Genomic DNA, 12,942 nt, shown 5'->3' with positions numbered 1-12,942 from the left:
CATCGCCTCTACTTACGTTGGTCGTCTATCGTTACCCCTTGCGGCGGAGTAAACGTAAATTTTGACGGATCAACAGCGCCGTTTTGCTGGGATTTTAGCTGATAGGCGCTACGCTGATCGTCTTGTTCTACGGCGCTAAACTGGTGGATAGTCCCGTCGCGTCCCACATTGATGGTGAACTGTTTCAGATTGCCGTTGCTGGCTTTCGGCGTCAGCACAAAATTATCGCCATCCTGCTTAATATTATACTGCTGCCAGTCGCTGGCCTGGTTGCGGGCAATCAGCATAAACGGTGTATTTCCGGTGGCATCTTTCAACCACGTGGCGGTAGCCTGTTCTACAAACGGGTTATAGAACCATAACGTTTTGCCGTCAGAAACCAGAATACTCTCGTCAGGTTGCGTCATATGCCAGTTGAATAGATTTGGCCGCTTAACCCATAAATCACCCTGTCCCTCCTGCACCGCGGCACCGCTGCCATCGGTGACTTTTTGAGTAAAGGTGGCATGAAAGCTGCTCACTTTATCCAGACGGCTTTTCAGAGAGCTGGCGGCGTCAGCCCATACGCTGCTGGCTACAACGCTTGAAAGTAATGCACAGGCGATTGCCATTTTTTTCATCATTATTCCTCAGGTTTCGACACTCCCGACCAGGAGCTCCTTTTGCTTTCTATTCCAGGCCAAAAATCAGCATGAGGAAAGAAGAAAATACTGAATTTTGTTGCCGGATGGCAGCCTGCACAGCGCCATCCGGCTTACAGGTTTACTCAAAAGGCGGCGGAGCCAGCACTTCACGATTACCGTTATGCCCCTGAGCGCTGACAATACCCTGCGCTTCCATCTGTTCGATAATACGCGCCGCACGGTTATAGCCGATGCGGAACTGACGCTGAACGCCGGAAATGGACGCTTTACGCTTCTGGGTGACGAAATTAACGGCCTGATCGAATAGCGCATCTAATTCTTCGCCGCCGTCAAAACCGCCACCGCCACCTTCGCTTTCGCTGTCGGAGGTAATGCCATCCACATATTGCGGACGACCGCGCGCTTTCCAGTCCTGCACCACCGCATGGACTTCCTGGTCACGCACAAACGCCCCATGGACACGTACCGGCATGGTGGAGTTTGGTCCGGAATAGAGCATGTCCCCCATTCCCAATAGCGACTCAGCGCCACCCTGATCAAGAATGGTGCGGGAGTCGATCTTACTGGATACGGTAAAAGCGATACGGGTTGGAATGTTGGCTTTAATTAAACCAGTAATCACATCGACCGACGGACGCTGCGTCGCCAGTACCAGGTGAATCCCCGCGGCGCGCGCTTTCTGCGCCAGACGCGCGATCAGCTCTTCAACTTTTTTACCGACGGTCATCATCAGGTCGGCAAATTCATCAACCAGTACCACGATATACGGCAGTTTTTCCAGAACCGGATGCTCAACATCCATACTGTCGCCCGGCTTCCAGTACGGGTCCGGAATCGGACGCCCCATGCGGGCCGCTTCGGCGATTTTCTCGTTATACCCAGCCAGATTACGCACGCCGAGCGCGGACATCAGCTTATAGCGACGCTCCATCTCATTGACGCTCCAGCGTAACGCGTTAGCCGCGTCTTTCATGTCGGTAACAACTTCCGTCAGCAGATGCGGTATACCTTCATAGACCGAAAGTTCTAACATTTTCGGGTCGATCATGATAAAGCGAACGTCTTCCGGCTGCGCTTTATACAGCATACTGAGGATCATGGCGTTAACCCCGACCGACTTACCGGAACCGGTCGTACCGGCCACCAGCAGGTGAGGCATTTTCGCCAGATCCGCCACTACCGGATCGCCCGCGATATCCTTACCTAACACCACGGTAAGCGGCGACGGATTCTCGCGGAATTTGGCGTTATCCAACACTTCGCGCAGATAAACGGTTTGCCGTTTCTTGTTCGGCAATTCCAACCCTACGTAAGGTTTGCCTGGAATGACTTCCACAACGCGTACGGCTACCGTTGACAATGAGCGCGCCAGATCCCGGGAAAGGTTGGAGATACGCGCTGCTTTAACGCCCGGGGCCAGATTCAGTTCAAAACGAGTAATGACCGGGCCTGGCGAATAGTTCACCACATCAGCTTTAATGCGGAAATCCGCCAGGCGCGCTTCAACCAGACGCGCCATTTGTTCCAGCGCAAAGGTATCTACCGGTTCAACTTCGCTCGGCGGCGGCGTCAAAAGATCTAACGAAGGCAGCGGCGTCGTCGGACGCTGTAATGGACGACTGTCGCCGTTACGCATCAACAGCGGGTGGATCAGGCTGTCTTGCGGCGCTGTCGGTTGCTGCGGCTGCTGATACTGCGGCTGCGGCGCTACCGGCTGTTGCGGCTGCTGATACTGCGGCTGCGGCGCTGTCGGTTGCTGCGGCTGCTGATACTGCGGCTGAGGCGCTACCGACTGCTGCGGCTGCTGATACTGTGGCTGCGGCGCTACCGGCTGCTGCGGCTGTTGATACTGCGGCTGCGGCGCTACCGGCTGTTGCGGCTGCTGATACTGCGGCTGCGGCGCTACCGGCTGTTGCGGCTGCTGATACTGCGGCTGAGGCGCTACCGGCTGCTGCGGCTGCTGATACTGCGGTTGCGGCGCTACCGGTTGCTGAACAGGCGTTGACTCGGGCATGACACCCGGCGTGAACAGCGGTTCGTGCGGACCTTCATCAACCAATACTTTCATTGGCGAGAAATCCAGATCGTCCAGTGAGAACGGCTGCGCGCCAGCGGGTTGCTCGCCGGAATAGCGCTGCTGTTGCGAAGCGGCAAACTGGCGGGCTAATTCAGCTTCCGCAGCGGTATCGTCATCTTCTGCCTGTTGAGTATCGTGCTGATACGTCTCACCATAACGATGCTGCTGCGACTGCGCGAACTGACGGGCTAACTCGTCCTGATGCATTGCATCTATTTCTTCATCGGTTAGCTGCGCGCCCGTCTCGTACTGATTGCGCTCCGCCTCGCGGGCTTTTTCTTCTGCAATCCTCTGTGACGGCAGCTTAATACCGTACGATGCCAGTTCCCGTCGGGTCGGCACGCGAACGCGGTTCGGACGCGGCAGTTGTGGACCAATTCCCTCTTTCACCTGCGGACGCGGCGCGCCGCCGGTAGCCAGACCAAATGCAGGCGCCGCGGCCGCGGCGCCTGCTGCCAGGGCTCCACTCTTAATACCTGCGTCAAGCGACGCGGCGGCGGCTACCGCTTCCACTGGCGGTATGGACGGCGCGACAGATACCGTAGGTTTGACCGGCACGTTCTCTTTTACCGGCTCCGGAATCGGTTGATACCATGCCGCCAATTGTTCACGCTCACGGGCGCGTTTCTCTTCCACCTCTTCAAAATAGTAAAGCGGAGGACGGGCGGGTCTGGTCTCTTCTGTGTCAGGTTCAGGCTCGGTGGTAACCGGCTGTTCGATAACCGGCGGCGGCATGTGGGAAGGTTCAGCCGCTATCGGCTCCGGCTGATAAACCGGCGTCGGCTGATGGGTCGGCTCCGGCTGCCATTGCGGCTGTGTTTCCTGCGGCGCAAGAGAGTCATATTCTGCTGCGGTCGCTGGCGTCGCGGCGTATTGCGGCGCGGAAGCGACAGGCACAGGTTGCTGCCACGGCGCACTTTGCGCCTCCTGCGGTTGAGCATATTGCGGATGCGGCTGATACCCCTCCGGCGCAGGCGCGATAACCGGTTCGCCGGTTTGCGGCCCCGGTACGGGCTGCCACTCCACGGTCGGTTGCGCGACAACCGGCTCAGCCCCAGGCATGGGCGGCGTTTGCATTATGGGATCGGCGGACGCTGCCCACGTCTGGGTGACGGCAGTTGCAGCCGCAGCGGCGGCGACCGGTTCGGTGACAGAATGGCCGTTTAACAGCGGATCATATTCATCATATTCCGGCTGCGTCGCACGGTTGCCCGAAAACAGAACGTCGTCGGGATCGGCAGCGACGCCGCGCGCGCTATACTGAATGTCCTCGTCATCATCCATCCGTTTGCCGGAAAAGAGCGCGGCATCGGTCTGACGGCCCCGTGGATTGCTGAATTTTTCAGCCAGTCGCTTACGACGCGCCAACGCGCCGCGCAAAATACGCGCCCGGCGAGATTCACGCTGCACGCCGTCGGTTTCTTCATCGTATTCGTCATCATACTCTTCGTCGTCAACCCACGTATCATCACGCCGGGTACGGTTGCTGGCGAAGGTCAGTATATTAAGCAGCCAGCCGCCTAATTTTTCGGCGATACTGACCCAGGACCAGCCGGTAAAGAGCGTCAGCCCGGCAGCCCAAATACAGAGAAGCATTATCGTTCCGCCGCTACTATGCAACAACGGCTGCAGCGTGGTGCTTAACAGGCTACCAATTACGCCGCCGGAGGCGAAATACCAGATATCGTCGGCATTAATGGCCGCCAGACCGCAGGAAGTGAGAATCAGCGCCAGCACGCCGATAAGGCGTAGCGACACAGCAAAATAGTCGATGTAATCATCCGTAGACTGATGACGCCACGCAAACCAGCACCCGCCGACAATAATGACAGGGATAGTGTAGGCCATTACGCCAAAAATAAAGAACAGTGTATCGGCCAGCCACGCGCCCGGCGCGCCGCCTAAATTATGGATGGGTTCATGCCAGGCGGTTTGCGACCAACTGGGGTCCGAAGGGTTAAAGCTCAACAAGGCCGCCATCAACCAGACGGCAAAAAGGGCAATAAGTATCAACAACGCTTCCAGAAGTCGGCGCCCGCTGCTTAACTTCGTCAATGTGACGTCTTTGTCTTCAGTATATTCCTGGCTCAAAAAAGGCTCTCCAGGTTCCAGGCTTTTCCCGCCCGATGCTAAAACGAACAACAGCACCGGGTTGCCCCGGCACTGTTGCTGTATGGATTAACAGGAGTGTAATCAAACTACAGCGATTTTGCACCTGTTCCGTGTTAGCGTGTCTTAATAACCAGACGATTACTCTGTTTTACCTCTTCCATCACTACGTAAGTTCGGGTGTCGTTCACACCTGGCAAGCGCAGCAACGTCTCTCCCAATAGTTTTCGATACGCTGACATATCCGGTACACGGGTTTTCAACAGGTAGTCGAAATCGCCGGAAACCAAATGACACTCCTGAATCTCTTCAAGCTTTTGCACGGCGGCATTAAACTGTTCAAACACATCCGGCGCGCCGCGATTTAAGGTAATCTCAACGAATACCAGAAGTGACGCATCCAGATAATGTGGGTTCAGCAGCGCCGTATAGCCCTGGATAAACCCCTGTCGCTCCAGCCGACGCACACGCTCAAGGCAAGGTGTCGGCGAAAGTCCTACTCGTTTAGAAAGCTCGACGTTGGAAATACGCCCATCCTTTTGCAGTTCATTAAGAATGTTACGATCGATACGGTCGAGATCTTTGCCAGGGCGCTTCTTGCTATCTACCATTATTATTGTCTCTCTGTATTCCTTCCCTACTCCTGCCTGACTCTACTCACATCACTGTTCAGAGTCGCTGCCCATCACAATAGACCGAAACCCAGAGGGATTAACGGCGCGCAATGCCTGGTCTATGGTGAGAAGACCGTTGCCTCGCGGCAGCTATCGACATCACGAATGGCGTCTGTCCACGCCATGCGTAGATTTCACTAGCCCGGTAAACATGGTATTTACATGCATGATTATGCAGCACATACATAACACAGTTTTTTTCTTCCTCGAATGTTTTCGCAAAACAGCAGGTGATTGTCAAAGCAAAACATCGATTTTTAGTACAACATGCCAGTTATTCATTAGAGAGGGCGGTAAACTGTCATTTCGTCACCTTATAAGTTACCGATTTTAAGTAAAATTTGTGATGATAATGTCGCTGTCGCGGTCGTTCATCGGTTCATGCTATTACACATATTGTTAACAAAATCGTTATGCTCTTTTTTTACGTCTGTAAATTCCCTACAATTCTGCTCATTGTCTGCCAACAACTATGGGGATCTCATGGGCACGACCAAACACAGTAAGCTGCTTATTCTGGGCTCAGGACCGGCGGGATATACCGCGGCGGTGTATGCCGCGCGCGCAAATTTACAGCCAGTACTTATTACCGGTATGGAAAAAGGCGGTCAACTGACTACCACGACGGAAGTGGAAAACTGGCCCGGCGATCCAAACGATTTGACCGGCCCGCTGCTGATGGAACGCATGCATGAACATGCGGCAAAATTTGAAACCGAGATAATTTTTGATCACATCAACAAAGTGGATCTGCAAAATCGTCCGTTCCGTCTGACAGGTGACAGCGCAGAGTACACTTGTGATGCGTTGATCATTGCGACCGGCGCTTCCGCGCGCTATCTGGGGCTGCCATCGGAAGAAGCCTTTAAAGGGCGCGGCGTTTCCGCCTGCGCAACCTGCGACGGTTTCTTCTACCGCAATCAGAAAGTGGCGGTGATCGGCGGCGGCAACACCGCAGTTGAAGAAGCGCTTTATCTGTCCAACATCGCTTCGGAAGTGCACCTTATCCATCGCCGTGACGGTTTCCGCGCTGAAAAAATTCTCATTAAGCGCCTGATGGATAAAGTCGAAAATGGCAATATCATCCTGCACACCAACCGGACGCTGGAAGAAGTGACCGGCGATCAGATGGGCGTTACTGGTCTGCGTCTTCGCGACACGCAGCAGAGCGATAATATCGAGACGCTGGACATCGCCGGACTTTTCGTAGCCATCGGTCATAGCCCAAACACGGCGCTCTTCGAAGGCCAGCTTGAGCTGGAAAATGGTTATATCAAAGTTCAGTCCGGCACCCATGGCAACGCCACACAAACCAGCATCCCTGGCGTATTCGCGGCGGGTGACGTCATGGATCATATTTACCGTCAGGCGATCACCTCTGCAGGTACGGGCTGTATGGCGGCGCTGGATGCTGAACGCTATCTCGATGGTCTGGCCGACGCGAGTAAATAGTTTTTACAAATCAGTAACAAAAGTAAAAAAGGCGACTATAAGTCGCCTTTATTTTTGCGTCGTTGTAACATTGCCCTGCCTGAAATTCCAATAACTCACCTGCTAAGCGTGCAATGAATAAAACCCGTCAAAAAGAGCTGACCCGCTGGTTAAAACAGCAAAGCGTAATCTCCCAACGGTGGTTGAATATTTCCCGCCTGTTGGGGTTCATGAGTGGCGTATTAATTGTCGCTCAGGCCTGGATCATGGCGCGTATCCTGCAACATATGATCATGGAGAACATTCCACGGGAAGCGCTGTTGCTCCCTTTTATCCTGCTGATACTGGTCTTTGTCCTCCGCGCCTGGGTGGTGTGGTTGCGCGAGCGCGTCGGTTTTCATGCCGGACAACATATTCGCTTTGAGATCCGCCGTCAGGTGTTGGATCGTCTGCAGCAAGCCGGCCCAGCCTGGATTCAGGGCAAGCCCGCCGGTAGCTGGGCGACGCTGGTATTGGAACAGATTGACGATATGCATGACTATTATGCGCGCTATCTGCCGCAAATGGCGCTTGCCGTTTGCGTACCGCTCTTAATCGTGGCGGCGATTTTCCCGTCAAATTGGGCGGCGGCGCTGATTCTGCTGGGCACCGCCCCGCTCATTCCCCTATTTATGGCGATGGTAGGAATGGGCGCGGCTGACGCCAACCGCCGCAATTTCCTGGCGCTTGCCCGGCTAAGCGGCCATTTTCTTGACCGTCTGCGCGGGATGGAAACGCTGCGAATTTTCGGTCGTGGAGAAGCGGAAACCGAGAGCATTCGCGCAGCATCGCAGGATTTTCGTCAGCGCACGATGGAAGTACTGCGCCTCGCCTTTTTATCTTCCGGCGTGCTGGAGTTTTTCACCTCGCTTTCTATTGCGCTGGTCGCCGTTTATTTTGGCTTCTCTTACCTGGGCGAGCTGAACTTTGGTCATTACGGTACCGGTGTGACGCTCGCCGCCGGGTTCCTCGCCTTGATCCTCGCGCCGGAGTTTTTCCAGCCGTTACGCGACCTCGGCACGTTTTACCATGCTAAGGCGCAGGCGGTTGGCGCGGCGGATAGTCTGAAGACGTTTCTGGAAACGCCCCTCGCCCACCCGGCGCGCGGCGAAGTTGAGCTGGCGGAAAACGAACCTGTAACCATTGACGCAGTCAATCTTATTATCACCTCGCCAGAAGGCAAAACGCTTGCCGGGCCGCTGAATTTCTCATTAGCGGCAGGAGAACGCGCCGTCCTGGTAGGACGCAGCGGTTCCGGTAAAAGCACTCTGTTGAATGTATTATCCGGTTTTCTCTCCTATCAGGGATCTTTGCGTATTAACGGTGTCGAGCTTCGCGATCTCTCGCCGGAATCCTGGCGCCAGCATCTCTCCTGGGTTGGGCAAAACCCGCAATTACCTGCGGCGACGCTACGCGAAAATGTATTACTGGCGCGCCCGGACGCCAGCGAGCAGGAACTTTATGCCGCGCTTGACGCCGCATGGGTAAGCGAGTTTTTACCGCTGCTGCCGCAGGGAGTAGACACCCCGCTCGGCAATCATGCCAGCAGACTTTCCGTCGGCCAGGCACAGCGTGTAGCGGTCGCCCGTGCGCTACTTAATCCCTGTCAACTGCTACTGCTGGATGAACCGGCGGCAAGCCTGGACGCTCACAGCGAGCAACGCGTCATGCAGGCGTTAAAAGCGGCGTCAAAACGCCAGACCACATTAATGGTGACGCATCAGTTGGAAGATCTCGCCGACTGGGACGCTATCTGGGTTATGCAAGATGGCGCGATTGTCGAACAAGGCAGTTATGCCGAACTCAGCGCCGCCAACGGCGCTTTTGCGACGTTATTGGCTCATCGTCAGGAGGATATTTAAATGCGCGCGCTACTCCCTTATCTGACGCTTTATAAACGCCATAAATGGATGCTAACGCTGGGAATTGCGCTGGCAATCCTGACCCTGCTTGCCAGTATCGGGCTGCTGACGCTTTCCGGCTGGTTCCTGTCCGCGTCCGCTATCGCAGGCTTCGCGGGAATTTACAGTTTTAACTATATGCTCCCGGCAGCCGGCGTGCGCGGCGCGGCCATTACCCGTACCGCTGGTCGTTATTTTGAACGTCTGGTAAGTCATGACGCCACGTTCCGCGTACTGCAACATCTGCGTATTTATACCTTTAGCAAACTTCTACCACTCTCCCCCGCGGGTCTGGCGCGTTATCAGCAAGGTGAACTGCTGAACCGCATCGTTGCCGACGTCGACACGCTGGACCATCTCTATTTGCGCGTCATCTCCCCGCTGGTCGGCGCTTTTGTAGTGATTATGATTGTCACCCTGGGGCTTAGCGTTCTCGACGTGACGCTGGCGATCACGCTGGGCGGCATTATGCTGTTGACGCTGTTTATTATGCCGCCGGTGTTTTATCGCGCCGGCAAAAATACCGGCCAAAATCTGACGCATCTACGCGGTCAGTATCGCCAGCAGCTCACGTCATGGTTACAGGGCCAGGCGGAACTCACCATTTTTGGCGCCAGCAAACGCTATCGGGCGCAAATGGAAGCCACCGAATTACAATGGCATGAGGCCCAACGCCGACAGTCTGAACTCACCGCCTTATCGCAGGCGTTAATGCTGCTGATTGGTGCGCTGGCGGTGATGTTAATGTTGTGGATGGCCTCCGGCGGCGTTGGCGGCAATACGCAGCCCGGCGCGCTCATCGCGCTGTTTGTCTTCTGCGCGCTGGCGGCTTTCGAGGCGCTTGCGCCCGTTACCGGCGCATTCCAGCATCTGGGGCAGGTTATCGCCTCTGCGCTTCGTATCACTGAATTAACGGAGCAAAAACCGGAGGTGACCTTTCCGCAAGCAGAAACTCCCGCGCCGGAAAAGGTCACACTCACCCTGCGGGACGTTTCGTTTCGTTATCCCGACCAGCCGATTAATGCGCTCAATGCCCTCTCATTACAGGCTAATCCTGGCGAGCATGTCGCTATTCTGGGGCGTACCGGCTGCGGAAAATCAACGCTGTTGCAGCTACTCACCCGCGCCTGGGACCCGCAACAAGGCGAAATTCTGCTCAACGATCTTCCGCTATCCTCGCTGAGCGAATCCGCCTTACGCCGGACTATCAGCGTGGTGCCGCAGCGTGTCCACCTGTTCAGCGCCACGCTGCGTGATAATTTATTACTGGCGGCGCCCAATGCCAGCGACGAAGCCCTTTCCGACATGCTGCGTCGCGTCGGCCTCGAAAATCTGCTCGAAGATAGTGGGCTTAATAGCTGGCTCGGCGAAGGCGGTCGTCTGCTATCCGGCGGCGAACTTCGTCGTCTGGCCATCGCCCGCGCGCTGTTGCACGATGCCCCGTTGATGCTGTTGGATGAGCCTACTGAGGGGCTGGATGCGACCACCGAGAGCGAAATGCTGGAATTACTTGCCGATGTGATGCGCGAGAAAACCGTCCTGATGGTGACTCACCGTTTGCGCGGCCTGGCCCGTTTTGATCAAATCATCGTAATGGACGACGGGCACATCATTGAGCGAGGCACTCATGCAGAATTGTTAGCCGGACAAGGGCGCTATTATCAGTTTAAACAACGTCTGTAAGCTATTATTGAACGATCCGACTTGCGTACTGGAGTTTCGCCGTCATGCGTCTGGTTCAGCTTTCCCGACATTCTATCGCCTTCCCTTCGCCGGAAGGCGCTTTACGCGAGCCTAACGGTTTACTGGCGCTGGGCGGCGATCTCAGCCCTGCCCGGTTGTTAATGGCCTACCAGCACGGGATTTTTCCGTGGTTTTCGCCGGGCGACCCGATTCTGTGGTGGTCGCCCGATCCTCGCGCCGTGCTGTGGCCTGAAAAGTTTCACCTCAGTCGCAGTATGAAGCGCTTTCACAACGCATCCCCTTACCGCGTGACGCTCAATTACGCTTTCGATCGGGTCATTGATGGATGCGCCAATCACCGTGACGAAGGCACCTGGATAACGCGTGGTATTGAGGAAGCCTATCGCCGATTACATGAATTGGGCCACGCGCACTCCATTGAAGTGTGGCGCGATCGGGAACTGGTCGGCGGGATGTATGGCGTCTCGCAGGGGGCGCTGTTTTGCGGCGAATCGATGTTTAGCCGTCAGGAGAATGCCTCTAAAACCGCACTGCTGGTTTTTTGCGCTGAATTTACCCGTCACGGCGGTAAACTTATTGATTGTCAGGTACTTAATAGTCATACCGCCTCGCTCGGCGCCATTGAAATTCCACGTCGTGACTACCTCGATCACCTCGCGGCCTTACGCCAACAGCCGCTGGCCTCCCGTTTTTGGGTGCCGCGGACATTATTTTTGCCCCGGAAGTGAATGTTTTCGGCACATTTTTTATTGGGGTGTTATAATTGCTGCCGCAGAATTGGTTTAGCTCATTATCCCGCAGCCCGTTGTCAGGTAACGCCCATCGTTTATTTCACCGTTCCCTTATATGTTGCGCTTATGTCGATACATCAGGCGGTAGTATCAGGGAAAAGGTGTATAACGCGGCGTTGTCGTGTGTCGCGGAATCATGTGCTAAACCTGGTTTGCTGTGTTTTAAACGCACAAATCTTTACTTATCAAAAGAAGTTCGGCATTATCTTGCCGGTTCAAATTATGGTAGTGATACCCCAGAGGATTAGATGGCCAAAGAAGACAATATTGAAATGCAAGGTACCGTTCTCGAAACGTTACCTAATACCATGTTCCGCGTAGAGTTAGAAAACGGTCACGTGGTTACTGCACACATCTCCGGTAAAATGCGTAAGAACTACATCCGCATCCTGACGGGCGACAAAGTGACCGTTGAGCTGACCCCGTACGACCTGAGCAAAGGCCGCATTGTCTTCCGTAGTCGCTAATTGTCTCCTCACGCCCTGAAGGGCGGCTGGATAAAAGGTCGGTTTAACCGGCCTTTTTTGCGTCCATTAAGTTGATGAATGACGAGCAGGTTACTCTTCCACCATTCGCGCATACTCTTCCGTCAAAAAATCGACCAACGCACGTACGGAAGGTAATAATCCTCGCCGGGATGGGAACACAGCATGAATAACCTCCCGCCGGGGCTCCCACTCTTCCAGCACCGCGACCAGTTCACCGGCGGCCAGTTGTTCTTTCACCATTAAGACAGGTAGCTGCACAAGCCCCACGCCCGCCATCGCCGCCTCGCGTAGCGCCAACATGTCGGTGGTAATCATACGCGGGGTAAAATGGACTTCCGCACGCGCGCCCTGCGGGCCGTAAAGTTCCCAGCGGTGGATATGCTTGCCGGATGCAAGACTTAGCCCTGGCCAATGGCTCAACTCCGCCGGCGCGGAAGGGATTCCCATCCGTGCGATAAGATCCGGGCTGGCAAACAGGCGATGCCCTCTGTCAGCCAGGACGCGCATCACCAGGTCGCTATCTTCAAACGGGCGCGGCCTGACGCGAATCGCCACATCCACCCCCTCCCCTACGACGTCCACCCGACGATTGGTCGCTTCAAGCTGTAGCGAAACATCAGGATAACGCGCCATAAACTTCGCCAGCATTGGGCCGATGTGTACATGCAGCAGCGTCACCGGGCAGGTCAGCTTCACGATACCGCGAGGTTCTACCTGCAATGCGGCAATGGCATCCTGCGCCGCCTGAGCTTCCACCAGCATCGCTTTACAGTGCTCATAGAATGTTTGTCCCACTTCGGTAACGTTAAACTGCCGGGTGGTTCGCTGAATCAATCGCACGCCCAGCCGTTCCTCCAGTTGCGCAATACGCCGGCTCAGTTTTGATTTTGGTTCATCAAGCGCACGCCCCGCCGCGGCAAACCCACCCTCTTCGACCACATGCACAAACCACGCAAAATCATTGAGATCCGTTTTTATCATTACATTGTCCTATTAATGGAACGGTATGAGCCATTTTAGCCACTACCGAACCTTTTGTCATGAATATAAGCTTATTCACATCAAGACAACGCCACTGAGGAGA

General features: G+C 55.1%; 10 protein-coding genes. 6 read left to right on the top strand and 4 right to left on the bottom strand.

Annotated features, from left to right (window positions below; translation table 11 throughout):
• Positions 1-8 precede the first annotated feature (8 nt).
• The 3 genes from lolA to lrp all read right to left on the bottom strand — a co-directional run bounded on the left by lolA (position 9) and on the right by lrp (position 5,441).
• Positions 9-620, bottom strand: coding sequence for an outer membrane lipoprotein chaperone LolA (gene lolA, locus J4728_RS00640; RefSeq protein ID WP_001519746.1), 612 nt, complete (start codon positions 618-620; stop codon positions 9-11).
• Between the two features lie 142 nt (positions 621-762).
• Complete coding sequence (ftsK, locus tag J4728_RS00635) at positions 763-4,812, bottom strand: DNA translocase FtsK (RefSeq protein ID WP_208210899.1); 4,050 nt, start codon at positions 4,810-4,812, stop codon at positions 763-765.
• Positions 4,813-4,946: 134 nt separating this feature from the next.
• Positions 4,947-5,441: a leucine-responsive transcriptional regulator Lrp gene (gene lrp / locus J4728_RS00630; RefSeq protein ID WP_000228469.1), complete on the bottom strand. Its 495-nt coding sequence runs from the start codon at positions 5,439-5,441 to the stop codon at positions 4,947-4,949.
• 546 nt (positions 5,442-5,987) lie between these two features.
• On the opposite strand from lrp, the gene trxB reads away from it, so the two are divergent.
• From trxB to infA, 6 genes are all read left to right on the top strand, one after another.
• The gene (gene trxB / locus J4728_RS00625; protein WP_000537406.1) at positions 5,988-6,956 is read left to right on the top strand and encodes a thioredoxin-disulfide reductase; all 969 of its coding nucleotides are present in this window, start codon (positions 5,988-5,990) and stop codon (positions 6,954-6,956) included.
• Between the two features lie 113 nt (positions 6,957-7,069).
• Positions 7,070-8,836, top strand: a complete 1,767-nt coding sequence (gene cydD, locus J4728_RS00620; protein ID WP_001044545.1) for a heme ABC transporter permease/ATP-binding protein CydD — start codon at positions 7,070-7,072, stop codon at positions 8,834-8,836.
• Positions 8,837-10,558 (top strand): heme ABC transporter ATP-binding protein/permease CydC, encoded by a 1,722-nt coding sequence (gene cydC, locus J4728_RS00615; RefSeq protein ID WP_001202255.1) that lies wholly within the window; start codon positions 8,837-8,839, stop codon positions 10,556-10,558.
• Positions 10,559-10,602: 44 nt separating this feature from the next.
• Positions 10,603-11,307, top strand: a complete 705-nt coding sequence (gene aat, locus J4728_RS00610; protein ID WP_001241650.1) for a leucyl/phenylalanyl-tRNA--protein transferase — start codon at positions 10,603-10,605, stop codon at positions 11,305-11,307.
• Entirely contained in the window at positions 11,308-11,691 is a 384-nt protein-coding gene (locus J4728_RS00605; protein ID WP_001539595.1) for a membrane protein, read from the top strand.
• Positions 11,619-11,837 carry a translation initiation factor IF-1 gene (gene infA / locus J4728_RS00600; protein WP_001040187.1) on the top strand — a complete coding sequence of 73 codons (219 nt, stop codon included), beginning with the start codon at positions 11,619-11,621 and terminating at the stop codon, positions 11,835-11,837. Before J4728_RS00605 ends, infA begins: the two co-directional genes overlap by 73 nt.
• Positions 11,838-11,927: 90 nt before the next feature.
• On the opposite strand, the gene J4728_RS00595 is transcribed toward infA, so the two are convergent.
• A complete protein-coding gene (locus tag J4728_RS00595) occupies positions 11,928-12,839 on the bottom strand; it encodes a LysR family transcriptional regulator (RefSeq protein WP_000597928.1) in 912 nt (303 codons plus the stop codon).
• Between the last annotated feature and the right edge of the window lie 103 nt (positions 12,840-12,942).

Origin of the sequence: Salmonella sp. 32070601201500089SM (assembly GCF_017573605.1) — a bacterium.
In the GTDB taxonomy this organism is placed as follows: Bacteria; Pseudomonadota; Gammaproteobacteria; order Enterobacterales; family Enterobacteriaceae; genus Salmonella; species Salmonella enterica.
This window is presented reverse-complemented; position numbering and strand designations above follow the sequence as displayed.